The sequence below is a fragment of the Pseudomonas sp. RT6P73 genome (assembly GCF_054897715.1).
In genome coordinates, this window is record NZ_JBUBUV010000002.1 from 3,939,730 (window position 1) to 3,963,197 (window position 23,468).

22 protein-coding genes are annotated in these 23,468 nt (G+C 51.6%); 2 read left to right on the forward strand and 20 right to left on the reverse strand.

Features of this window, described 5'->3' with window-relative positions; translation table 11 throughout:
• Positions 1-48: 48 nt before the first annotated feature.
• Positions 49-606, forward strand: a complete 558-nt coding sequence (locus ACYZT6_RS18465) for a TetR/AcrR family transcriptional regulator (RefSeq protein WP_462028115.1) — start codon at positions 49-51, stop codon at positions 604-606.
• On the opposite strand, the gene fabF is transcribed toward ACYZT6_RS18465, so the two are convergent.
• Positions 603-1,877, reverse strand: a complete 1,275-nt coding sequence (fabF, locus tag ACYZT6_RS18470) for a beta-ketoacyl-ACP synthase II (protein ID WP_462028116.1) — start codon at positions 1,875-1,877, stop codon at positions 603-605. The genes ACYZT6_RS18465 and fabF overlap by 4 nt on opposite strands.
• A gap of 32 nt (positions 1,878-1,909) precedes the next feature.
• The gene (locus ACYZT6_RS18475) at positions 1,910-2,704 is read right to left on the reverse strand and encodes an SDR family NAD(P)-dependent oxidoreductase (protein WP_462028117.1); all 795 of its coding nucleotides are present in this window, start codon (positions 2,702-2,704) and stop codon (positions 1,910-1,912) included.
• Positions 2,705-3,232: 528 nt separating this feature from the next.
• Here ACYZT6_RS18475 and ACYZT6_RS18480 point away from each other — a divergent pair.
• Positions 3,233-4,525 (forward strand): Wzz/FepE/Etk N-terminal domain-containing protein, encoded by a 1,293-nt coding sequence (locus ACYZT6_RS18480; protein WP_462028118.1) that lies wholly within the window; start codon positions 3,233-3,235, stop codon positions 4,523-4,525.
• Positions 4,526-4,660: 135 nt separating this feature from the next.
• Here the strand turns inward: ACYZT6_RS18480 and ACYZT6_RS18485 are convergent, their stop codons facing one another.
• From ACYZT6_RS18485 to ACYZT6_RS18570, 18 genes are all read right to left on the reverse strand, one after another.
• The gene (locus ACYZT6_RS18485) at positions 4,661-4,996 is read right to left on the reverse strand and encodes a ComEA family DNA-binding protein (RefSeq protein ID WP_462028119.1); all 336 of its coding nucleotides are present in this window, start codon (positions 4,994-4,996) and stop codon (positions 4,661-4,663) included.
• 112 nt (positions 4,997-5,108) lie between these two features.
• Positions 5,109-7,103 (reverse strand): polysaccharide biosynthesis protein, encoded by a 1,995-nt coding sequence (locus ACYZT6_RS18490; RefSeq protein ID WP_462028120.1) that lies wholly within the window; start codon positions 7,101-7,103, stop codon positions 5,109-5,111.
• Positions 7,104-7,194: 91 nt separating this feature from the next.
• On the reverse strand, positions 7,195-8,226 hold the full coding sequence (locus ACYZT6_RS18495; RefSeq protein ID WP_462028121.1) for an MraY family glycosyltransferase: 1,032 nt from the start codon (positions 8,224-8,226) through the stop codon (positions 7,195-7,197).
• A 215-nt stretch (positions 8,227-8,441) separates the two neighbouring features.
• A complete protein-coding gene (locus tag ACYZT6_RS18500) occupies positions 8,442-9,620 on the reverse strand; it encodes a DegT/DnrJ/EryC1/StrS family aminotransferase (RefSeq protein WP_462028122.1) in 1,179 nt (392 codons plus the stop codon).
• A gap of 66 nt (positions 9,621-9,686) precedes the next feature.
• Positions 9,687-10,313: an acetyltransferase gene (locus ACYZT6_RS18505; protein WP_462028123.1), complete on the reverse strand. Its 627-nt coding sequence runs from the start codon at positions 10,311-10,313 to the stop codon at positions 9,687-9,689.
• Positions 10,310-10,906, reverse strand: a complete 597-nt coding sequence (locus ACYZT6_RS18510) for a sugar transferase (protein WP_462028124.1) — start codon at positions 10,904-10,906, stop codon at positions 10,310-10,312. The genes ACYZT6_RS18505 and ACYZT6_RS18510 overlap by 4 nt, the downstream gene beginning before the upstream one ends.
• A gap of 54 nt (positions 10,907-10,960) precedes the next feature.
• Entirely contained in the window at positions 10,961-12,181 is a 1,221-nt protein-coding gene (locus ACYZT6_RS18515) for a glycosyltransferase family 4 protein (protein WP_462028125.1), read from the reverse strand.
• Positions 12,182-12,186: 5 nt separating this feature from the next.
• Complete coding sequence (gene wecB / locus ACYZT6_RS18520) at positions 12,187-13,317, reverse strand: non-hydrolyzing UDP-N-acetylglucosamine 2-epimerase (RefSeq protein ID WP_462028126.1); 1,131 nt, start codon at positions 13,315-13,317, stop codon at positions 12,187-12,189.
• Positions 13,318-13,343: 26 nt separating this feature from the next.
• Positions 13,344-14,456 (reverse strand): UDP-2-acetamido-2,6-beta-L-arabino-hexul-4-ose reductase, encoded by a 1,113-nt coding sequence (wbjC, locus tag ACYZT6_RS18525; protein ID WP_462028127.1) that lies wholly within the window; start codon positions 14,454-14,456, stop codon positions 13,344-13,346.
• Positions 14,457-14,458: 2 nt separating this feature from the next.
• A complete protein-coding gene (locus ACYZT6_RS18530) occupies positions 14,459-15,493 on the reverse strand; it encodes a polysaccharide biosynthesis protein (RefSeq protein WP_462028128.1) in 1,035 nt (344 codons plus the stop codon).
• Between the two features lie 29 nt (positions 15,494-15,522).
• On the reverse strand, positions 15,523-16,305 hold the full coding sequence (locus ACYZT6_RS18535; RefSeq protein ID WP_462028129.1) for an AglZ/HisF2 family acetamidino modification protein: 783 nt from the start codon (positions 16,303-16,305) through the stop codon (positions 15,523-15,525).
• A 1-nt stretch (position 16,306) separates the two neighbouring features.
• A complete protein-coding gene (gene hisH, locus ACYZT6_RS18540; protein WP_462028130.1) occupies positions 16,307-16,921 on the reverse strand; it encodes an imidazole glycerol phosphate synthase subunit HisH in 615 nt (204 codons plus the stop codon).
• The gene (locus tag ACYZT6_RS18545) at positions 16,918-18,054 is read right to left on the reverse strand and encodes an N-acetyl sugar amidotransferase (RefSeq protein ID WP_462028131.1); all 1,137 of its coding nucleotides are present in this window, start codon (positions 18,052-18,054) and stop codon (positions 16,918-16,920) included. The genes hisH and ACYZT6_RS18545 overlap by 4 nt, the downstream gene beginning before the upstream one ends.
• A gap of 12 nt (positions 18,055-18,066) precedes the next feature.
• Entirely contained in the window at positions 18,067-19,209 is a 1,143-nt protein-coding gene (locus ACYZT6_RS18550) for a glycosyltransferase family 4 protein (protein ID WP_462028132.1), read from the reverse strand.
• The gene (locus tag ACYZT6_RS18555) at positions 19,206-19,814 is read right to left on the reverse strand and encodes a CatB-related O-acetyltransferase (RefSeq protein WP_462028133.1); all 609 of its coding nucleotides are present in this window, start codon (positions 19,812-19,814) and stop codon (positions 19,206-19,208) included. Before ACYZT6_RS18555 ends, ACYZT6_RS18550 begins: the two co-directional genes overlap by 4 nt.
• Positions 19,811-21,175, reverse strand: a complete 1,365-nt coding sequence (locus ACYZT6_RS18560) for a hypothetical protein (protein ID WP_462028134.1) — start codon at positions 21,173-21,175, stop codon at positions 19,811-19,813. The genes ACYZT6_RS18555 and ACYZT6_RS18560 overlap by 4 nt, the downstream gene beginning before the upstream one ends.
• A gap of 1 nt (position 21,176) precedes the next feature.
• The gene (locus tag ACYZT6_RS18565; RefSeq protein ID WP_462028135.1) at positions 21,177-22,544 is read right to left on the reverse strand and encodes a polysaccharide deacetylase family protein; all 1,368 of its coding nucleotides are present in this window, start codon (positions 22,542-22,544) and stop codon (positions 21,177-21,179) included.
• On the reverse strand, positions 22,544-23,455 hold the full coding sequence (locus ACYZT6_RS18570) for a GNAT family N-acetyltransferase (protein WP_462028136.1): 912 nt from the start codon (positions 23,453-23,455) through the stop codon (positions 22,544-22,546). Before ACYZT6_RS18570 ends, ACYZT6_RS18565 begins: the two co-directional genes overlap by 1 nt.
• Between the last annotated feature and the right edge of the window lie 13 nt (positions 23,456-23,468).

Sequence of the window (23,468 nt, forward strand, 5' to 3'; positions counted from 1 at the left end):
CATCCCATTTTCATTGGTTAAGATGGCGCATTGTTGCGGAGATTCCAGATGCGTTACTCGCAGGACCATAAAGCCCAGACACATCAACGCATCATCAAGGAAGCCTCAGCGCGATTTCGCCGCGACGGTATCGGCGCGACCGGCTTGCAACCCCTGATGAAAGCATTGGGCTTGACCCACGGCGGTTTCTACTCGCATTTCAAGTCCAAGGACGAACTGGTAGAAAAGGCCCTGCAAGCCGCAGCCGAGCAGTGCGACGCCACCTGCGCCGAGCTCTTCTCTCAGGATCGCCCATTGGAAACGTTCATCGATACCTATCTGTCCGAATGGCACCAGACTTCACCGGATGAGGGTTGCCCGCTGCCGACCATGTCATCGGAATTGGGCCTGCGTGGGCAGCCCAGTCCGACCTCTGATGGGGTGCTCAATGCAAGGCTTGAACAAGTGCAAGGCACGCTTGAAGGCGAAGATGCCGCCGACCGCAGCATCTTCATTATGTCCGCCCTGGTCGGGGCGTTGCTGCTATCGCGCAGTGTCGAGAACCCAGAATTGGCCCAGCGGATCCTCGACGTGACACGCGAATTTCTCAAACAGCCCCAGGACTAATCCTGCCAGCGCTTGAACAGCACGCTGGCATTGACCCCGCCAAACCCGAAGCCGTTGGACAGTGCGTACTCGATCGCCATCGGCCGCGCCTGACCGTGGACGATGTCTACACCTTGCGCCGCCGGATCCGGGTTTTCGAAATTGAGCGTAGGTGGCACCACCTGATCGCGGATTGCCAACAGCGTGAAGATCGCCTCGATCCCGCCCGCCGCACCCAGCAAATGCCCGGTGGCGGACTTGGTCGACGTCACTGCGATCTTGTTGTCTGAACCGAACAATGACTTGATGGCGGCCAACTCGCCCAGATCCCCGACCGGGGTCGAAGTCGCGTGAGCATTGAGATGCTGCACCTGCGCTGCAGAGATGCCTGCCTGGGCCAATGCCAGCGACATCGCCCGGCGCGCACCGCCGCCATCTTCGGGGCCGGCAGTCAGGTGATAGGCATCGGCACTGGTGCCATATCCGACCAGCTCGGCCAAGGGTTGAGCGCCACGGGCAAGGGCATGCTCCAGCGATTCGATCACCAGAAGACCCGCCCCCTCGCCCATCACGAAGCCATCACGGCCACTGTCGAACGGCCGTGAGGCGCGCTCTGGGGTTTCGTTGTAACCGCTGGACAAGGCGCGCGCCGCCGCAAACCCGGCCAGACTGACCCGATCGATCGCAGCCTCCGCGCCACCGCACACGGCGATATCCGCCTCACCACAACGAATCAGCCGTGCGGCGTCGCCAATCGCTTGGACCCCAGCCGCGCACGCCGTCACCGGAGCACCCAACGGGCCTTTGAAACCATGCTTGATCGACACATGACCGGCCGCGAGGTTGACCAGAAACGAAGGAATGGTGAATGGCGACAAACGTCGCGGGCCGCGGGTGTCCGTGGTCCGAACTGCATCGGCAATCGCACCGAAGCCACCCACGCCCGAGCCGATAATCGTCGCGGTGCGTTCCTGGGTCTTGGCGTCCAGCGCTTGCCAACCGGCCTGCTCCAGCGCCTGGCGCGCGGCCTCCATGGCAAACATAATGAAGCGGTCCATCTTCTTCTGCTCTTTGGGCGGCGTCGCCCGATCCGGGTCAAACCCCGCCTCGGGATCTTCCGCCACGCTGAGCACTGCGCCACCGACCTTGGCCGGCAGATCGGCGACCACTTCGTCAGGCAAATTACGCAACCCGGAGCGCCCGGCCAACAGACGCTCCCAGACCGCCTCAACACCGCTACCCAGCGGAGACACCAGGCCCATGCCCGTTACAACCACTCGACGATCACTCATACCGCAATTACCTCAAGCCGATTGAAGACGCCTCACTTGTAACGTGCGGCGGCCGTACTTTTGGAAAGATTCGGCGCCATGACCAGGCGAGCCTTTACAAAGTCGTCCCAGTCGGAGGCGTTCGGCAACGATGGAATGGTGATCAGCTCCCCCTGATTTAGGCCGGACAGCGCCGCATCGACCATTTCACCTGCTTCCATCACCATTTCTGCGGGAATCTGGGAAGCGTCGATACCGGAGCGTTCCCAAATTTCGGTGCGTGTTACGCCTGGCAACACCGCCTGGACCTTGACTCCAGTACCGTCCAGTTCTGCGTTCAACGACTGCGTCAGGCTTAACACATAAGCCTTGCTTGCGCTGTAAGTCGCATTGAATCGCTCAGGAAACAAGGCCACAACCGAGGCGATATTGATGATCGAACCCCGGCCTGCTTTGGCGAAGCTGGCAGCCGCTGCCGATGCCAGGCGTGTGACGGTGGTGACGTTTAGTTGAATTAGTTTTTCCATCTGGTCCATGTCGGAATTCGCCAACAGACCATCGGCCGCGACACCGGCGTTGTTTAGCAGCAGGCTGATACTTGAATCGCTACGCAGACGCTGTTCAATCTTCAGAACATCGTCTTTTTGTGTGAGGTCTGCCTTGAGTACTTCGACCTGCACACCATGTTCGGCGCGCAACTTGCTCGCCGCCGCCTGCAACCGTTCCTCGTCGCGAGCGACCAGCAACAAATCAAAACCACGCGCCGCCAAGCGCTCAGCGTAGATGGCGCCGATTCCGGAGGAGGCACCGGTGACGAGGGCGGTTCCTTGGGTCTGGGTGGAATTCATGACTGTGCTCCTTGGATTGATGCGCGAAGGATGTTGAGCGCTTGGCCTACAGCGCTCCAGTGTGGATTTCGGACATTATAGGCATAATTTAAAGTAAATATGACAACCATAATTTTCCATCCTGACAAATGGCTGCCTCATGGAATCCGAGCGGAAGTACAGCTCATCCACCTTATGCAGTGGAGCCAGTAAAACAGTCAATCAAGGTGAGTTCTGGTAATAAAAGCTTCACAGAACGACAGAGATAAGGTTAGTCGATGTGTGAACGAGGTTCGGAAACAAAATGTTCCTTAGGGGGCAATATTGCGCGAGAAAAATAAATTTTACTGGGTCCGCAACCCGGCGCGGAGAGCCAAAAAAATTTCCAGCTGATGCATCTATTCCAAGGGTTTTGGGACCGTCCCACCCTTGCTGTTTATCGGCCGATGCGTAAAAATAGAAAACGTAACAGAGTGTTAATTTCCAAACCAATTCAGACATAATCTCCAAGCATTCTTGGAGGTATTGTCTTTTATTCTTGAGCGCACTATGAACACTCCAGCAACAATACCGCGTGGCCCTGAACAAACTGAAATAGATATAGGGGAAATTCTGAAAAGTGTATGGAAACAACGAGCCATTGTCCTGCTTTTTTCTGGACTCGGATTTGTTGCTGCCATTACCTATGTGACGCTTGCCACTCCGGAATACGAAGTAAACACATCGATTAGACCGGTCAGCAATACAGACCTTGACGAACTAAATGAATCTGGCGTTTATAAAATTCTTCCGGAAGCCGCATTACACCGAATTGGCTCTTTAATGGAATCTTACGATGTTCGGCTAAGCTTCTTCAAAGCTTATCCGCAGTATTTGACGCCATTGCAAGCCCCGGGAGAATCTATTGAACAATCATTCGAATCGTTTAACGGCAGAGCATTCACGCTGACACAAACTGATCCAAAAAAGAGCGCAAGCCTATCTTCTACAATTAACCTCACACTTAAATATCCAAAAGGTGTCGATGGTGTAGGTATCGTGAAAGACTTCACCGCGTTTGTAGTCAACAGCGAAAAAGAAAAAATCAAATCAAACGTTAAAACTTTGGTTTCTAATAGAATCGAAAAAATAGAACAAAATCTTGATTCTAAAAAATCAGCTTATGCAGCAACTACAAGCTCCAGTATCGCGGGCCTCTTGGAAAAAGATAATATTAAAAAGCAGACGCTTCAAGATGAACTCAAAGCCCTGCGTCAACAACTGCAAAGCCGCAGACAAAACCGGATTAAAGAGCTCGATGAAGCCATAGTGATTGCGAAACAACTTGGCATTGTCAAACCTACTACGCCTTCGTCTTTAGCTGATATGGGGCAAACACGCGAAGGAAACATGATACGCACGGAAGTAACCAATCAGCAGATCCCGCTGTACTTTATGGGACAGTCGGCTTTGGAAGCGGAGCGTTCCACTTTGGTTTCCCGTCGCTCGGATGATTTCACTGAACCGCGCATTGATGAAATTCAGAAGGAGCTCAGCCTTCTCGCCGTTAACCGCAAGGTTGGAGCCTTGATGGAGCGTGAAAACGCCGAATTGTTTTTGGACGGTATCGGAGATATTCGTGCAGACCTCACTCGATTAAAAAATCTGAATATCAGTTTCGATCAATTTGAGCTCGTGCATATTGATAAAGCAGCGTTGGAACCACAGTCAGCTGTTTATCCAAAGAAAACAAAAATCGTTGGAGCCGGGATATTGTTTGGGTTGGCGCTTGGTATTGCGGTAGCTTTGCTTCGACGACTTTTTCCATCGTTTCAGGCAAACCGCATTAACGTCACGGTATAAACTTCGATAACTCCCGCGAGTACCCAGCTTTATTTGATGAACACCTGCAGGCTGCAGCGATGCAGCCCTCGGCTCAACACTTTCCTACTGTTAGAAGGCCGGTCAACGACCGGCCATTAACGCACATCCGCGCGCTTAATTGACTTCAAGTTTCTCGCGATTTCTCTCCAGAATCGCTTTTCCGATTCCCTTTACTTCCAGTAACTCATCCAGAGATGCAAACGGACCATTACTGTCCCGATAAGCAACAATCGCTTTTGCTTTCGCTTCACCCACTCCAGCAAGTTCACGTTGCAAGGTCGTCGCATCGGCACTGTTCAGATCGACCTTGCCAGTTTGCATCGGCTGGACCACGTCCCGCACGAGAGAAGGGGTGGTAGAATCTGAAGTGACCGTTGGCGCAGCAATAGCTGCAATAGAGGCGCTGGTGAGCAGGGCAAAAACCAGAGAGTAGAAATAGCCAGTACGCATAATTGAAGCTCCATGACATCGATTGAGAAAGCAGCTTTTCCGAAGCTGCTCCCCAAACTTAGGCGATGTAGTGGAGCTGTCAAAAGTGTGTCTGTTACGGGATGTGAAACAATTAGGGTTCGAGGCGTCGTTGTTGGTAGATCCAGTCAACGATTTCTCCGTCGGGGGTGTAGCCGCTGACGGTGTCGCGCAGGAGTTGGCGGACGCGCGCGTAGTCATCCTGCTCCACAGCGTTGAGCAATTCCGTCAGCTTGACCTTGAGTACATCCCAAGCCAGATGATCTTCATTAGCGCTCATGATCATCGGATGCTGAGTGGCGGCTACATTGTCACCGATCAGCAACTCTTCATAGAGCTTTTCACCAGGACGCAGACCGGTAAACTCGATGGAGATGTCGCCATGAACGTTCTTTTCCGACCGTACACTCAAGCCGGAGAGATGAATCATCTTTTCGGCCAGCTCGACAATTTTTACCGGTTCCCCCATGTCCAGCACGAACACATCACCACCCAGCCCCATTGACCCAGCCTGGATTACAAGCTGGGCAGCCTCAGGAATAGTCATGAAATAACGAGTGATTTTTGGATGGGTAACGGTCAGCGGACCACCAGATTTGATCTGTTTGTGAAATAACGGAATGACCGAGCCGGAGGACCCCAGGACATTACCGAAACGCACCATGGTAAATCGCGTCTTGTTGACCCGGGAAACATTGGTCTTGTCGCCAAACAACACCGGGGCGAGTTCTTGACTTAGCGCCTGCAGCGTCAACTCGGCGAGGCGTTTAGTGCTACCCATAACGTTGGTAGGACGCACCGCCTTGTCTGTGGAGATCAATACAAAGTTGTCTACACCCGCCTTCAGCGCTGCTTGGGCGGTATTAAGCGTACCGATTACATTATTAAGCACACCTTCGGCGATGTTGTGTTCGACCATCGGCACGTGCTTGTAAGCTGCCGCGTGATAAACCGTATCCACACGCCAGGTTTTCATCACATCCAGCAACTTATCCTGATTACGTACAGAGCCAAGAATCGGCAAAAGTCGAATCGACAGGGATTCTCGGGCGATCCGCTGCTCAAGTTCGGACAAGATGCTGTAAAGATTGAACTCACTGTGCTCAAAGAGCAAAAGCGTGGTCGGATGCAGAGACAGAATCTGACGGCACAACTCGGACCCAATGGACCCTCCGGCCCCCGTCACCAGAACCGACTGGCCCTTGATGCAATGCTCAAGCAAGTCTTCCTGAGCCGGAACAGCATCACGGCCCAAAAGATCAGCGATGTCTACTTCCTGAATGTCGTCGACTTTGACCCTACCACTGGCCAGGTCCATGAAACCCGGGACGCTTCGAACGTGAAGCGGGAAACCTTCAAGGAAACCGAGAATTTCGCGGCGACGGCCGCGTGTTGCAGAAGGAATTGCCAATAGAATTTCTTGCGCGCCGGTTTCATCGATCATCTGCTGGATGTGCTTGGGCTTGTAAACCTGGAGTCCGGAAATGACACGGTCAGCAATGCTTTTATCGTCGTCAATAAAGGCTACCGGGCGCATGATTCGGCCCATACGCAACGCTGCAACAAGCTGGTTCCCAGCAGCGCCAGCACCAAAAATGGCGACTCTAGGCAGGCCGTCGTCCCGATTCGTGAAGGGCACATGCTGTGCAGCGGCAAACCAGTCACCCAGAAAATATTGACGCATGGCCAGACGCAACCCACCGACCATTATCAGACTCAACCACCAGTAGTTAAAAATGATGGAGCGAGGGACGATATTCTGATGGTTGCTGTACCAGTAGACGATTACGCCAAGAATCAAAGACGACAAGCTGACTGCCTTGATAATTGCGATCAGCGCATCATTCCCGAAATAACGCATCACCGCACGGTACATGCCGAAGCGAATAAACAAAGGGATGGCGACTATTGGCGCACTCAGAAACAGCCACGTATGTGCAATAAGTGGATTGACCATATCATCAATGCCGAGGCGTACCAAAAACGCCAGCCACAATGCTGCCCATACTAAAAGGACATCTGCCGAAACCTGAATGAGTCGTTTCTGGCGGCGTGGGAGGCCTAGCAAAAATGTGCGTAACTTATCCATAACTCCGTCGTACACCTCGAACCGCTCCCCTATTGACCGTATGTAACGAGTGTACGTCTCCTGACGCACTCGTCACTTTAAAAAACCTGAATCAGCTGCTGATTGTCTGTTTTTCTTCGATTTCACCCGCATGGAATTTTACAGCGAGAACTAGAAGAGGGGTGTAAGCAATGAGCAGGCCAAGCGCCCCGTCCAAGTCGAAAAAGGCAACGCAAAGGGCAATGGGTAACAACCATGCAATATTGATTGCTCCCACCGCGAGAGTGACCGGCAGATGCTTGTTGACTCTACGCGCAGCAAATTGATATGCATGGCTGCGATGAGCTTCATAGACCTTATCGCCACGAATCAGGCGGCGGAACAGAGTGAAGGTCGCATCAACGATGAAAACGCCCAACAATATTAACCAGGCCCAGAACAGCTGCTGCGAAACCCAAGCCGCCTGGATCGAGATCACACCAAACACCATGCCTAGAAATCCGCTTCCGGCATCCCCCATGAAAATGCGCGCGGGGGGAAAGTTCCAGATCAGGAATCCGGCAGTTGCCATGGCCAGCATCGCCGGAACCCACATCAGGCTCTGAAACCCGCTTACCCAGTAAAGCAGACATGCACAAAGGCAGACAGTCACCGCCTCAACACCCGCGATACCATCTATGCCATCCATGAAGTTGTACAAATTCAGCATCCACACGAGGTAGATTGCGGCCAAAATATGCCCGAGCCAACCGAGATCCAACGAGATATCAAATACATTCAGCAAGGGTAGACCACCGAGCCAAAACAAGGCCCAGGCGGCACCCGCGAAATGGCCTAGTAACCGCCACCGCACGGGGACGTGACTATAGTCATCCAACCAACCTAGCAGCGAAATTCCAGCCCCAGCCCCCAGTAACGCAAAAACAAAGTTCCAGTCGAGGACTCCAAGAAAGCCGAAAACCGGTAGCGCCATGAGAAAACTGAACGCAATTGCCAAACCACCAGCGCGAGGCGTAGGCATGGAATGCGAACTACGACCGTTGGGAATATCCATCAGGCTCCGAGCCAGCGCATAACGACGCAAGGCACCCGTGAGCACCAACGAAACGCTTGCTATAACCGGTAACGACAACCATAACGCCATCGACGAGATATCCCAAAAATACGGACTATAACTCAAGGCCCTTCAGTGACCTCTCGCGCGTAACTGTCATCTGGCCCGATATTTTCGGCTGGATTTACGAGATAGGGAGAGGTCAGAATCGAGACTCAGGAGATGAAGCGGTTTATCGCACTGTTACCGCTTCTCCCAAGCCAGCATGAAGCCCCGGCCTCCCATATCACAGGGCCGTAATCGGCCTAGGGTTTGACGGCTTGTTGCATGACCCTTCGAATCACTTCGCAGGTCTTTTCGATTTCAGTCTCAGTCAGCGTCGGATGTACCAGGAACATCAAACTCGTCTCACCCAGCTCTTTCGCGACAGGCAGTCGCACCTCTGGACGCCAGCCCGTATCGTCGAATGCTTTTTCGAGGTAAACCTCAGAGCAAGAACCCGAAAAACATGGAACGCCAAGTGCGGAAATCTCGGACAGAATACGGTCACGGCTCCAGTCTGCCTTCAACTGCTGCGGATCTACGAACACATAACATTTATAAGCAGCGTGAGCGCAGCTTTCGGGAACCACTGGAACGCGCAAGCCTTTAAGCTCGCGAGCATGCGACCAAATACGTTCTGCATAATTGATTCGGCTGGCACGCCACTCGGCCATGCGCCGAAGCTGAATCCGACCAATGACACCTTGCACTTCCAGCATCCGCCAGTTCGTACCAAAGCTTTCATGCAACCAACGGAAACCCGGTTGATGCTCGCGCTCGTAGATGGCCTCCCAGCTTTTGCCATGATCCTTGAACGACCACATTTTTAACCAGAGGCTTCGGTCATTCGTCGTGACCATCCCGCCCTCGCCTCCGGTGGTCATGATCTTGTCCTGACAAAACGACCAGGCGCCGATATGACCAATGGAGCCCACGGGACGTCCCTTGTACTTCGCACCATGTGCCTGGGCACAGTCTTCGATTACCTTGAGATCATGAAGAGCGGCAAGATCCATGATTGGATCCATATCACATGGCCACCCGGCCAGATGCACGCAGATTACGCCCCGGGTACGGGGGGTGAGTACTGCCTGGATTGTTTCAGCCGTAATGTTTTGTGTGTCGCGGTCGACCTCGGCAAAGACCGGTATCGCACCGGCATTGACGACACTGGATACTGAAGCAAGGAACGTGCGGGGCGTGACAATGACTTCATCTCCAGGACCGATTCCCAAAGCTTGCAAAGCAAGATCAAGTGCCACAGTGCCATTGGCAAGGGCCACGGAGTACTCGGTACCGGCCCACGCGGAAAATTCCTTCTCAAATTCACGGCATTCCTGCCCGGTCCAATAATTGACTTTATTGGAAAGGATTACGTCGCGAACAGCGTCAGCTTCTTCTGCAGTGAACGAAGGCCACGGAGAAAAGGGGGTATTCAACACGGTTTTTACCTGCCATCCATAATTATTTGACAATCGAACAGCCAAGAGTGGCCGTCTGCCAGACGCTCAAAATCGGACAACCGCTCGAGCGGGCACTCCAGTAGCACTCATGTTATCAGAGATATTGCAGACCACTGCTGCGCCAGCACCGATCACCACGTTAGCACCAATAGTGATCATCTGTCTGACGCATGCCCCGATACCAATCCAGCTCCCGTCGCCTACGCTCACGGTGCCTGCCAATCGGGCGCCCGGGCTTATGTGCACGCAACTTCCCAGAACGCAGTCGTGATCGACACTGCAACCCGTGTTCAGGATAGCGCCTTCACCTATCACGGCATATGCGTTGACCACGGCGGACGCGAAAACCACAGTCCCCGGTCCGATATTGGCGTAGCGGCTTATCACTGCTGAAGGATGGACAAGAACGGGTAGATGAGCGCCTGCACTTTTCAACTGTTGCAGTTTGTTTTGGCGGACACTGTTATTGCCGATGGCCACCAAAACTCCCTCATACTCAGCCACCCGGCCGAGCAAGTCGTCAGTTTTCCCTATAACAGGCCAGCCGCCGATGGACGACACTTGGGGCCAAGCGTCGTCAAAAAATTCAATGACCTGCCAACCACAACATTCGGCAGTGTCCGCGACGACTTTACCGTGGCCACTTGCCCCAATGATTGCCAGCCTCTTCATTTTTTCGAACCGGTGAATTTCGACATCGTCACTTCACCTTCAGCGCTGATACCGTCCTTGATCAATACCTTCTTGATGGTAAGTAGAATGATCTTTAGATCAAGCCAGAAGGATTGATGGTTCACATACCAAACATCAAGTTTGAACTTCTCATCCCAAGACAAAGCATTACGACCGTTTATTTGAGCCCAACCGGTTACACCCGGCCGCACTTCATGTCGACGTAGTTGCTCTGCATCGTAAAGAGGCAAGTACTCCATCAACAAAGGTCGCGGCCCGACCAGGCTCATCTCTCCCTTGATTACATTCCAGAGCTCGGGCAACTCATCCAGACTGCTGGAGCGCAGAAACCGGCCAAAATCCGTCATGCGCTCAGAATCAGGTAACGGTTTACCGTCGGCATCCACCGCATCTCGCATTGTCCGGAACTTGACCATCTCAAACGGTTTACCATCGAGACCTGGCCGGACTTGACGAAACAGGACCGGCGATCCCAATCGCTTGCGAATCAAGTATGCAACTACAGCTATTACGGGAGACAACACGATCAATCCCATCGCGGCAGCCACAATATCGAATAAGCGTTTAGACATCGGAGGTCCTTGCAACAAGCTGATTTTTTCGTTGGGATAAACTAGCGCGGAGAATCACTTCGCCAACCGTTTGAAGTGCTCACCGAAACGCTCGACACCGACGCGCAACGAAAGCTCCTTCTGATAAAACACTCGGCCATTCTCTGCCATTTGCTCACGCTCTTCGACAGTCATCCGTAGCAACGAAAGCACGGCATCGGCCAGCGCTTGGGGATTGTCAGACTCACTGGCAACACCACATCCGGCATCGCGCACCAGATCAGCGGCGTCGCCATCTACGGCCATCACAATCGGTTTGCCTGCTGCCATGTAGGCTTGGGTTTTCGACGGAATGGTGATGGAAAACAATGGGTCCTTTTTCAAGTGGACGAGCAAGGCGTCGGCGCTGGACAGATAAACTCCAACTTCCTGCATAGGAACACCCGGGAGGAAGACGACATTATCGAGCCCTTTGCTTTTTGCGAGGGCCTCCAGCCGGGAAACTTCCACTCCCCCACCGAGAAAAACGAACGCCACCTGATTAGCTTGCTCTTGAAGTAACTGAGCCGCTGTGATGACAGTGTCCAGCGACTGCGCTTTGCCCATATTCCCAGCAAACAGAATTCTGAATTTCGAAGAGTCTGGAAAATTGGGTGGTGGAAGACTGGAAGACGCCCGCATCATATCCTCAGCGCACCAGTTAAAGATTACGTCGATTTTTTGCGAAGGCACGCCGCGCTCAACCAACAAACGCTTAAAACCCGGCGACAGCACAACAATTTGATTTACGCTGCCGTATACCCAATCGCAAACTCGAGATACCACCTTAAGAATCTTCTCGTTGGAGAACATCCCTGTCGCTCTGAGTGTGTCTGGCCACATGTCCTGAATGTCATAAACCACCGGAACACGCCGGAAGAAACGAACTAGAGCCGCGGCGATACCGACCGTTAACGGAGGATGATAGGCGTATATCACATCCGGCTTTTTTGCGCGGAAAAGACTGTAAAAAAGAAGACTGGCTGCAAAACTGATGTAGTTAAGTACCCGACCTACGCCACTTTGCCCATGACTCGGGTAAAGGGGAACGCGCGTTATCTGAACGCCATCAATAACTTCACGCTGCAACGGCTTGATTTTGTAGCCGGCATAGACCTTCCCTCCTGGATAATTAGGAAATCCGGTGACCACCTCGACCTCAAAACCCTGAGCCACCAACTCTCGAGCAAAAACCAGGCCCTTGAAGGTAGGTTCAGGGTCAAACCATTGCGTCATTAACAGAACCCGAGTAGCCATCCGTATTAGTACCTTCTCCAGACCGTACGCATGACGTAATCGCGATAACTATGGATAATCCGCACCACTTTCTCCGATACATTCGGCATGCTGTAGTCCGCGACAAGCCGCAAAGTACGCTCTTCATCACGCGCTTGGCTTTCAAGCAACTGAAGTGCCTGAAGGACTCGTTCGGTTTCCAGCCCGACCATCATGACCGCAGCCTCTTCCATGCCTTCAGGGCGTTCGTGCGCCTCTCGCAGGTTCAACGCGGGGAAATTAAGAATTGATGATTCTTCATTGATAGTGCCGCTGTCGGACAGTGCGGCCTTCGACGAAAGCTGCAGCTTGTTGTAATCCATGAAGCCGAGCGGTTTCAGCAACCGAACATTAGCGTGGAAAACGATACCGAGGGCATCTACCCTTTTTTGCGTGCGTGGATGCGTGGAAACAATCACTGGAAGATTATAGTCCTGCGCCACCGTGTTCAAAACCTCAACCAACTTCAGAAAATTTTGGTCGCTGTCGATGTTTTCTTCTCGATGCGCACTGACGACAAAAAATTGTCCCGCCTTCAAACCGAGTCGCTCAAGTACGTCCGAGGCATCAATACCAGCACGGTAATGAGTGAGCACTTCGAACATCGGACTGCCGGTTTTGATGATCATGTCCGGCGAGAGCCCTTCGCGCAGGAGGTAATCCCGAGCAATGGTGCTGTAAGTCAGATTGATATCCGCGGTGTGATCGACAATGCGACGGTTGATCTCTTCCGGCACCCGCATATCGAAACACCGGTTGCCCGCTTCCATGTGGAACGTTGGAATTTTACGGCGTTTAGCTGGAATCACCGCCATGCAGCTGTTGGTGTCTCCCAAGACAAGGAGGGCCTCAGGCGAGATTTCACCAAGGACCCGGTCTACCGAGATGATCACATTACCGATAGTTTCCGCACCGGTTGCGCCAGCCGCGTTAAGAAAATGATCCGGTTTACGAATGCCGAGGTCCTGAAAGAAGATTTCATTCAACTCGTAATCGTAATTCTGCCCTGTGTGGACCAGAACATGGTCACAGTGCTCATCCAGGGCCGAGATAACTCGTGATAGACGGATGATTTCAGGACGCGTGCCAACGACAGTAACTACTTTCAATTTTTTCATGACAATCCTTTACCTTATCGATTGGCTCAAGAGCTCAATGGCAGCGCGAATGTATCTGGACGCTCACGATCGAAAATCTCATTGGCCCACAGCATGACAATCAACTCATCATCTCCGATATTGGTGATGTCATGCGTCCAGCCCGGGACGGTTTCAACAATCACCGGTTGTTCACCTGTCGTTTTCAACTCATAAAATTCGCCTGACATAATATGGCGAAAGCGAAAAAGCGCGCTTCCCTTTATGACAAGAAACTTTTCAGTCTTGGAATGATGATAATGGCCACCCCGAGTAATCCCAGGGTGAGCGGTAAAGTAAGAGAACTGACCGGCGTCCGGCGTTTTCAACATTTCCACGAACACGCCACGAGGATCGCCATATTTGGGCACCTCGTAGGTAAAAGATTCAGGCGGCAAATAGCTCAGGTAGGTCGAGTACAAAGCTCGGGTCAGCCCTGTGCCCACTGCCTCACTGATCAATGTCGAGCGACTTTCACGAAAAGCAGTGATCTGATCAGCGACTTCACCAACAGTGCTGGAGTACACCGGATCAACCTTCGCATTGCTATCAGGTGCAGCCTTACCGTCCATGATTTCCATGAAATGCCGTATCACGTCATCGACATACACCAGCGTAAGCGCAGCATTCCTGTCATGAATGGATATGGGCAAATTACGAGCAATATTGTGACAAAAAGTCGCCACGGCAGAGTTGTAATTTGGCTTTGCCCACTTCCCAAAGACGTTGGGAAGGCGGAATACATGCAGATCAACAGAATGCCTGTCGGCTAGCTCGTTTAGGGCTTGCTCTGCCGCCAGTTTGCTCACACCGTAGGGATTGTCACGATCAGCCTGAGTTGAAGATGTGTAAACAATTTTTGGCTTGCGCCCGCTGGCCGCGACCGCATCACAGAGCAACTGCGTCAAGTCGCTGTTGCCGCTTTTGAATTCTGCTGGATCCTGTGGACGGTTAACCCCGGCCAAATGGAAGACGCAATCGGCCTGAGCAGCTAGCTGCTTGAGCAATTCACCACCATCATCCCTGCTGAAACGCAAAATCTCGACGTCGCTTCGCTCGCGCAAATGAGCCTCGAGATTTTTACCTATAAATCCGTTTATACCGGTAATCAGAACCTTCATGATCATTCCTCCGGCGTAGCATATTCACCACGCTGGATTGCCTGGATAAACTCAAGTTTGAGCAACAACTTTTGCATACCTGCGACATCAAGTCGCTCAGTGTTATGCGAATTGTAATCTTCAGTACGAGAAATTTTTTCCTCGCCCTGTTCAACAAATTTGCTGTAATTCAGATCACGAAGATCAGGCGGAATACGGAAGTATTCGCCCATATCTTCGGCACAGGCCATTTCCTCGCGGCTAAGAAGAGCCTCGTAAAGTTTTTCGCCGTGTCGAGTGCCAATAACCTGGATCGGGTGTTCCGGTTGACCGAGCAACTGAGTCAATGCCTTAGCCAAGGTTTCGACTGTAGCTGCTGGTGCTTTTTGTACGAACAGGTCGCCATTGTTGCCATTCTCGAAGGCGTAGAGCACCAGATCGACGGCATCGGCTAGCGTCATCATGAAGCGAGTCATATTCGGATCGGTGATCGACAGCGCAATGCCCGCACGGATCTGTTCGATGAACAGAGGAATGACCGAACCGCGGGACGCCATTACGTTGCCATAGCGGGTTCCGCAGATAACGGTTTTGGTCTCATCGACATTTCGAGACTTCGCGACCATGACCTTCTCCATCATGGCTTTTGAAATCCCCATCGCATTGATGGGATAGACCGCTTTGTCCGTACTCAAGCAAACGACACGGCTGACACCATTCTGAATGGCCGCTTCCAAGACATTGTCGGTGCCGATAACATTTGTCTTGACCGCCTCCATCGGGTGGAATTCGCAGGATGGCACCTGCTTCAATGCAGCAGCATGGAATATGTAATCGACTCCTCGCGTCGCATTCAGAATGCTCTGATAGTCACGCACATCGCCAATATAAAATTTCAGCTTGCTATTGGCGTAGCGCTTGCGCATGTCGTCTTGCTTTTTCTCGTCGCGACTGAATATTCTGATTTCAGCAATATCCGTATCGAGAAAGCGCTTCAGTACGGCGTTTCCAAAGGAACCGGTGCCACCAGAGATGAGAAGTTTTTTTCCACTGAACATAATGAGTCCTGAATCCGGAGCAAGCGAGATCAGCTCGGTTGCAGAGCTGAATAGACGACATCAGCCTTCTGCTGATCGCTAGGGTAACTAATGAGTACGGCTCTGTAAGGGCCTTTGAAAACGAAGAAACTGCCGGCCGAAACGCCAACCACGCCGCATTGGGCGACGACGTCGCGCATGTCTTCCAGAGATCCCCCACCGCCAAGCACGGTGATGGGTATCGATACTGTCTCGCGCAGCTTCGCAGCCAGAGCGACGTCATAACCCTTCATCCGACCGTCGTTGTCGATTGAGTTGATAACAATCTCACCAGCGCCTAGCTCCTGCATTTCCATCGCAACTTCCAGAACGCTGCGTTTGGTATTGCGGGTACCGTTGTGGGTCCAGACATCCTGGCTTTTGCTCAGCAGCCGATGTTTATGGTCTAAAACCACAACGACACTCTGGCGCCCGATTTCTTCAGCTATCCGGGTAATCAACATTGGATCTGCCAAGGCAGCCGAACTGATAGCGACCTTCTCGACACCTAGACTGATGATCCTTTTTGCCTGTTCAGCCGTGCGTATACCCCCGCCGTAACACAAGGGCATTCGGCACTCGGCGGCTAGATTGGCGATCTGCTTGTAATTGGGCTCAACGCCTTTAACCGAGGCGTCGATGTCCAAGACGATCAGTTCATCCGCCTCTTTCTCATTGAAGATCTTTACCGCGTTGATAGGATCCCCGACATATTTGGGGTCTTTGAAGCGGACGGTTTTCACCAGACCACTATCCTGAATCAACAAACATGGAATGATTCTGGGCCTGAGCATCTTAAAATTCCGCGAAGTTTTTCAGAAGAGCCGCCCCAAAATGGTGACTCTTTTCGGGATGGAACTGAACGCCATAGACATTACCCTCAGCGACTGCACAGACAAAATCTTGCCCGTAGGAAGCGGACGCAATGCCTCCAGCCCCGTCTTCGCAATCGAAAAAGAATGAATGCAGAAAATAAAATCTCGCATCCTCTTCCAGACCCTTGAACAAGGGCACGTCAGGCCGAGGCTGTATGTCATTCCAACCCATATGCGGTAAAGGGATTCCCTTGAGCTCAGGAACGTCAGCGAATGCTCTCACTCGTCCTCTGACCCATCCAAGCCCTGGGAGTCGACCTTCGTCACTGGCAGAAGCCAGGATTTGCATACCCACGCATATCCCAAGTACCGGAATCTTTTGCTCGCGCACAAGCTTTTCCAGCGTCGGACGCATACCTGATGCATCCAGACGCTCCATCGCGTGATCGAACGCACCGACACCTGGAAGGATCAAACGCGTCGCCGTCAACAGATCTGCCGGTTGCGTGGCAACCGTCACCGGGATATTCAATCGCTTGTAAACGTTGACAAACGCCTGGATGTTACCCAGTCCGTAATCGATGATAGTGATCATCTGAAAAGTCTTCTCTCCAACCCCAAGGCGCTCATTACACGCGAACCTACGCCAATGAGGAAGCGCTTATTGCGATAGTCATGGTAGGTCTTGTTCTCGCCCTCGAAAATCTCCTGGAGTTGCTCGACAGACAGATCCAGCTTGTTGGCGACGTACTCAAACTCGCCCTTCAGGAACTGCTCATCCAGTTCGGGTTTGGAGATACGCTCAAGCGCCCCATCACGGGTCATCTGGCCAGTCATGACCAGGCTGGAGAAGTGTGCACGACGCTTCTCATAGCCAAATTTTCGAGGCATCCAATAGTCTTCGTAAAAGCGCGTGAAACGGGACTCATGGTGCTTGTGCTGAAATTTTTTCCAGCCGAACAGGCTCTCAAGTGTCGCCTCCGCATCCTTTTTGATGTAAGGAACGAGGTTGAGAGGCTTGACGACCTCCATGCCCAGGAGGCGCTGGTACAAAATTTTGTAAATCAGAATGTCAGTCAGTGGAAAACTGCTGAGTTTTCGCTTGCCGAATCGACGATGAATATCCTTGAACAGAGTTTTATCGATGCCAGGATAGCCGCCCCACTCCTCTGGCTCACGGCAACACTCCGTGGAAAAGTTCGCACCGGTCAATACGTATTTGATGCGGTTTTCACGAGCAAATTTGTATAGACCCGAGAAAAAAGCTGCGTCTTGCGGCAAATCCTGGTCAGCAATCTGGGAACGGAAAAAAGCCGTTTGAAGATCTTTCATCTCCTCCCAATTGATGACGTCCGTGTAAAGATCAAGTCCCAGACCGTCTACCAGCTTTTCGATGTTGCCTACCGCTTGATCGGTATTCCACCCTGCGTCAACATGAAAAAGAAGTGGGCGCAAACCCATCTTGACTTTCGCCACATATGCAGCGTAGGAGCTATCCAGTCCACCGCTCAAGCCAATGATGCAATCGAAGTCTTTGCCTTTGCCATGGGCTTTGATCTTATCAGCCAATGCCATTAACTCAGCCTCGCCACGCTGGTCCGTATGCCAGTTCGGCGCAATGGCAGTCTTGAAATTGTTGCAGTACTCGCAGACCCCATGATCGTCAAAGACGATTCTAGGATCACTCGTGTCCATGATGCACTGCGTACAAATCTGATAATTCGCCATAAAAATTCCGTATTAAATCAGCAGGCGTTTCGCCATACGTCGATAGTCTAAAAGCTCGGATGCGATCTCAAAAGATCGAATAGACATCCCTTGCAGCAAATCGGGGTTACTTTCTATCTGTTCAAACGCAGCCAGTTGGTCCGCAGCGGATTTTACCTTCCAGCCATTGCCATGGACGAATGGCTGATGACTCGGAACGTCAGCAATCATGACAGCGCAACGCGCGCACAAACTCATTTGCATCGTTGCAGACTGACTTCCTGGCTGAATGTACACATCGGAGGCGCAAAGCAACTGGTACAACTCATCAGCTGTTTTCCAGCCCAGATAACGAATGCGGGAATCAGCAGACACTAGCTGATTTATCTCTGACTGTATCGACTCGTGAACCTGTCCTACGATGAGAAAGGAAAAATGATCAGCTTTGACCCGCGAGAAGGCCCTGAGGCTGTCCGCAAGTTTTTTCTTTGCGTCGAATTTTCCTGACTGAAGAAACACTGTCTGAAGCTCGTCAATCCCGTACTCAAGCCGGGCTGAGCAACGGAATTCCTGATAAGAAGCGTCGTCGGCAATATACCCACCCAACGGAAAAAATTCTAAGATTTCCGAAGGTAACCCATACATTGCCTTACAGAATTCCATGGTTTCCAATGAGATGCAAAGGACCTTGTCCATCCAGGGCAGAGACCGGCGAATGATCGGACGATAGTAAAAGCGGTGCAAAATACTTGACAAAAACCCGGTAGCGCTATTGTTGAAATCCTCATGACTGTCTACATAAAGCCGGACGCTTGGGTTGGCACGCTTGTAGCGCACAGCGGACAGTAGTTCCCAACCGCACAAACCATGAAACACGATAACGTCTGGCAGGAATTCTTTCAGTATGGCATCAACACCCGAGTGCATTCGCAGCTTTTTCTTCAAGAAGAAAGGTAGTGCACCGGCATATGGAAGCCTGATCACCTTCGCACCATCACTTCCAACATATTCGCCCGGTGACGTATATCCTAGAGAAAGGTTATCGACATAAGTCTCGGTGGAAGCGACAACCAGGACCTCATGTCCTGCTCCAACATGTTCACGGACAAGTTCATTTTCTTGGTATCGATAATTGTCAATATAGAAGCAAGACAGGCATAAATGAGCGATTCTCATAATAACCCTTGTCCTCGCAGAAACGCTTCAGGGTCATTGAAATCGGGCGCGACTTCTCGCAATTCTTCGTCGGAAAGTTCCCACCATCTACTTTTCAGGAGCGCATCAATTACAGCTTCTGAGAATCTAAACCGAATCAGTCGAGCCGGATTGCCTGCATAGATAGCGTAAGGCGGAATATCTTTAGTCACTACGCTCCCCATACCAATCACCGCACCGACGCCGACGGTGACCCCTCCTTTGACATACACTCCTTCTCCAATCCAGACATCGTGACCGATGGAAGTCTTGGGCTCCCAACTGTAATCATGCTTTGAAAATTTCGTTTTGATACTTTCCTTGTGCGACAAAAACACAGGGCTGGTTGAGACATATTCGATAGGGTGACGGGCCCCGCCCACAATCACGCGGTTAGCGATCGAACAGAAGCGTCCTACTGTCACTCGGATAAACGAACAGTCATACCCGCAGAACGAATGCTCGCCGAACTCGCTTGAGATGAGCGTACAACCCGACTCGACTTTTGAAGTTGCCGGTATAGAGGAGTCGATGATCGCAGCGCCCCTCGCCTTCTTCACAATACGCGAGAATATGTATCCAATCATTCGCTTGCCCCCCGCATTAAACGGAATCTGTATTTATCAATCCAGAGCAGGACAATCCACAGCGCCCCGCCAAAAGACGTTAGAACGGTAAACAGAGAACCGTTGGTCGTGATGAACGCCAACGGGAAAAGAACAGTCATCAGGAACAGAAGGTTCCATCCTCGCGCAACGTGATCAAGTACCAGCAGCCAAACGCTATAGAGCAAGCAAATAATAAGTACACCTATACTGCCAAAGGCAGCGACTCCATCGGTTGCCACAAAACCAGCATTGGATTGGCTTTGGATGCCAAGCACCCGCTCTGCCAGGATTTTTCCAAGTGCAGGCCACTTTTCATCTGTGGCATAGGCACTGGGCACTTCGAAAAGATTGCCAATTACAGAGACGTGTGACCAGTGTGTAAAGCCTTGAACAGAAAAAAGATCGTAGTACTGACTCACGAAAAGACCGGGGATAGCGATCAACCTCATGAAGAAGTAAATTCCGAGCTGACTGATAATCTGCGATTGTTCGAACAGCAGGGAAATCAGCGCTATAAATACGGCCCCGGCAAGGAAAAGACCATACCCGTTACGAGCGCCAAAGCCGCGCATCTTGAAGGCTACGGCAACCACCAACAGGATGAACGGCAAAAGTACAACAGTACGCTCTGCGGTAATCATGTAAATAAAGATGAATCCTGAAAAGCCCAACAATGCCAACAGGGTTCGCTTATAAAGGACACCGGAAACGAAAAGCACTGGGGAGAAAAAATAAGCCAGATAGACCTGACAATAACCTATAAATAGAGACGTTGCAGCGCCCCTCTCCCTCTGTAAATAGACTTCATTAAGCCCTGAAAACGACAAAATATCTCGATAGGTGAAGAAGAGAACGATGAAGCAAACCACCGCACCACACAAATTGAAATTAATCAAGAAGCGCGACGGAGCCTTTTCTTCCAGCGATGCTCCTCCAGCCGAGCGAACTAGAATCGAGCAAATTACTAGCCCCAGGCAAAAATTGAAAAACAGCCAGAAATATGCATCTAGTGCATCCACACGATTCAACATCGCAATCACCAATGCTGGCATATAGACGAAGAAGGTTAGAGCATAAATAAACAGCGTTGATGGCCTATTGAAATAAAGGGGCATAACCGACGCCGGGACAATCGCAAATACCACCATAACAAACAGTGCTAGCGGATCATAATAAGGTTGATTAAACCCCCAGAAGATATGTTCTACCGCAAGGTAGCGTTCATGCCCCAACGTCAGTGCGGCAACATAAAGCAGCACTGAAAAGATGAGCAATACACGCGCACGCGGAACGGTATGATTCCACTTAGATATGGCCAGGTTTGGGGCAACGTAATTCACGCTAGACTCGCTCCAATATTGTGGAGTAGAACGCACGCTCTTCAACACGAAGGAAATTGGAGTTATGCCAAAGTAGTGTAAATGTCCCACCGACAGCCCGACATGCAGATTTCAATTTTTCCACTAATGCTCTAGCTTCCTCACCCGGTTCCAGCCCCATGTAGCTGGAGCTAATCAAAGTCACATCCATGACAATCAAAGGCCGTATTCGCAGCTTTAGCATCTTCTGTGCAAACGGATCAAACGCTGTGTACTCGTGGCATGTGCCACAGCGGAATCCAGGGAGCTCGGCATAGCCAAACGTGCTGTCGTAAGCCATTCCGGCCTTCTCCCAAGCCTCTAGAGTAATTGGATGTCGCCAGCGCAAATAATGCATGCGACCACCCATAAGATGTTGGTCGATGCCTTCTTCGCGACATACGTTCTTCAGGCGCTGTGCCTCTTGTGCCACGCCCTCCTCTGAAAGGAAGGTATTGTAACTCGGATGCAAGCCGATCTCGTGTCCACGCTCATGAATCGTGCGCAACAACGCGCGGATGGCAGGATGCTCGATCTCGTAATCTCCATCCTTGGCCGGATCGGTACGCCCACATATGAAATAGAACGCGCTAGTTAGACCGTGTCGTTCGGACTCAGTCATCAACCAATCGAAGGTGTTGCTAGGATCCCTTGTACTAATCCTTTTGCGACTGCCCAATTTAACCAAGGGCGCACGCAGGGCTGCAAGGAAGTCACCCCGCTTGAGCAGATCACCACCCGCTGCACGGACTAAGCCTTTGAACGAGCGGAATGCGTACCGACTGGGCTCATCCACATCATGTGACACCTTCATCGAAAACACGGGTGTTTTCAAATTCAGGTTAGGCCATTGCCTTGAAATCACTTCTCCCAGCAGCGCAAGCCATTCATCGACCAAAGGCCGATCAAGATAGCCATGTTTCACAGAATGGGACTGTGATGCAGGAAAACGCCCATGCTCATCGAGTTTTGCCGGCGACAGTTCCTCGCAGCGAGCCAGCATCCAATATACGAACCCGAACAGATCGTAGTGAACCTTGTAGCCCGAGCCGCTTTCCTCGATCAGTACACCCGGTATCGACTTCAGACCCGGTGCAGGGAGGACATCCTGGTACACAGGGTGCCATCCCTCGGTACGTGCAAACCAAAGCGCGCAAGGCAAATCAGAATCACGTCGATTGAATGCGGCGGAGTCGACAGGAAACTCTATGCAGCCACTTTGCAAGGCCACGGACATACGCAGCCCAGCACCGTCTATCAACAGGAGATCGAAATGCACGCCATAACGTTCGAACAGCAGAGTCTGCAGCCATCCGAATATCGCGGTATTCGGCCATCCGTTATTCGCCATCAGCTACGACCTCGCAGATCATTGAGGAAAAAATAGCTCTTGAGCAACTTGGAAGGAGTTTTGGTCACGGTGAAGTAAGGAATTTGGCTCGCACCAAAAGCTCGGAAAAACCGCTCTACCGGCTCCAGCATTGAACCTTCGAAGTCAAAACGAGTGGTGACCGTAGAAGCCAACTTGATCGCTTCCCACATGCACAAACTGGTTGCACCACTATTTCTTAACTCCGGGTCACCACCGCCCATGAGATAGTAGGCGCTGTGCTCATCCCAGACTATGTAGACTCCAGCATGCCTGCGCCCCTGTTCGTCTTCAGCGATGAGGATAGCCCGCGAGTTACGTTCAGAGCAGGCGGCATCGATACGCTTCACCAGTTCCAAAGAATAAGGAATGGCCAAACCTTGGCGCTCAAATACAAGGTTGTTCAGTTTAAAAAAGTCTTCAGCTGTCAGATCTGTTCGAACTTTTAATGTAAACCGACTTTCCGCCTTGCGTATATCTCCTCGGATATTTTCTTGGAATTGCGACCACAATGTATCGTGGCAATTTAGATCGTCTAAAGCGTAAGTGTATCGGGTACTCTGCTTAAACCCGGCCCAGTAAAAAGGCAGCCAATTGCTCCGAGTGTAAGGCCAATTGGAATCGAAGTGATCAAACCGGCGCGCAAGAATAAGAGAGGCGAGCTCCGTCAGAACATCTTTCTCGTACCCCAGTCGCTTGGACATCTTACCCGTAGTAGGTCTTATCCAAGGTCCTAGATGCTGAGTCAACATGGGCATGGCTAACAAGTTCAGACCGAGCTTTTTCTTCATTACGAAAGGCATGCTAGCGAGTATATTTCCCTTCTTCTCGCACAGCACGACATCCCACGCATCTGGCGCCACCGCGTCGAGCCACCATGCCTGACTGAACAAAGGGATGGAAGTC

Excerpts from the sequence above, each read along its gene's own strand:
- ACYZT6_RS18465 (WP_462028115.1), top strand. The coding sequence starts at position 49 with ATGCGTTACTCGCAGGACCATAAAGCCCAGACACATCAACGCATCATC.
- fabF (WP_462028116.1), bottom strand. The coding sequence starts at position 1,877 with ATGAGTGATCGTCGAGTGGTTGTAACGGGCATGGGCCTGGTGTCTCCG.
- ACYZT6_RS18475 (WP_462028117.1), bottom strand. The coding sequence starts at position 2,704 with ATGAATTCCACCCAGACCCAAGGAACCGCCCTCGTCACCGGTGCCTCC.
- ACYZT6_RS18480 (WP_462028118.1), top strand. The coding sequence starts at position 3,233 with ATGAACACTCCAGCAACAATACCGCGTGGCCCTGAACAAACTGAAATA.
- ACYZT6_RS18485 (WP_462028119.1), bottom strand. The coding sequence starts at position 4,996 with ATGCGTACTGGCTATTTCTACTCTCTGGTTTTTGCCCTGCTCACCAGC.
- ACYZT6_RS18490 (WP_462028120.1), bottom strand. The coding sequence starts at position 7,103 with ATGGATAAGTTACGCACATTTTTGCTAGGCCTCCCACGCCGCCAGAAA.
- ACYZT6_RS18495 (WP_462028121.1), bottom strand. The coding sequence starts at position 8,226 with ATGGCGTTATGGTTGTCGTTACCGGTTATAGCAAGCGTTTCGTTGGTG.
- ACYZT6_RS18505 (WP_462028123.1), bottom strand. The coding sequence starts at position 10,313 with ATGAAGAGGCTGGCAATCATTGGGGCAAGTGGCCACGGTAAAGTCGTC.
- ACYZT6_RS18510 (WP_462028124.1), bottom strand. The coding sequence starts at position 10,906 with ATGTCTAAACGCTTATTCGATATTGTGGCTGCCGCGATGGGATTGATC.
- ACYZT6_RS18515 (WP_462028125.1), bottom strand. The coding sequence starts at position 12,181 with ATGGCTACTCGGGTTCTGTTAATGACGCAATGGTTTGACCCTGAACCT.
- wecB (WP_462028126.1), bottom strand. The coding sequence starts at position 13,317 with ATGAAAAAATTGAAAGTAGTTACTGTCGTTGGCACGCGTCCTGAAATC.
- wbjC (WP_462028127.1), bottom strand. The coding sequence starts at position 14,456 with ATGAAGGTTCTGATTACCGGTATAAACGGATTTATAGGTAAAAATCTC.
- ACYZT6_RS18530 (WP_462028128.1), bottom strand. The coding sequence starts at position 15,493 with ATGTTCAGTGGAAAAAAACTTCTCATCTCTGGTGGCACCGGTTCCTTT.
- ACYZT6_RS18535 (WP_462028129.1), bottom strand. The coding sequence starts at position 16,305 with ATGCTCAGGCCCAGAATCATTCCATGTTTGTTGATTCAGGATAGTGGT.
- hisH (WP_462028130.1), bottom strand. The coding sequence starts at position 16,921 with ATGATCACTATCATCGATTACGGACTGGGTAACATCCAGGCGTTTGTC.
- ACYZT6_RS18545 (WP_462028131.1), bottom strand. The coding sequence starts at position 18,054 with ATGGCGAATTATCAGATTTGTACGCAGTGCATCATGGACACGAGTGAT.
- ACYZT6_RS18550 (WP_462028132.1), bottom strand. The coding sequence starts at position 19,209 with ATGAGAATCGCTCATTTATGCCTGTCTTGCTTCTATATTGACAATTAT.
- ACYZT6_RS18555 (WP_462028133.1), bottom strand. The coding sequence starts at position 19,814 with ATGATTGGATACATATTCTCGCGTATTGTGAAGAAGGCGAGGGGCGCT.
- ACYZT6_RS18565 (WP_462028135.1), bottom strand. The coding sequence starts at position 22,544 with ATGGCGAATAACGGATGGCCGAATACCGCGATATTCGGATGGCTGCAG.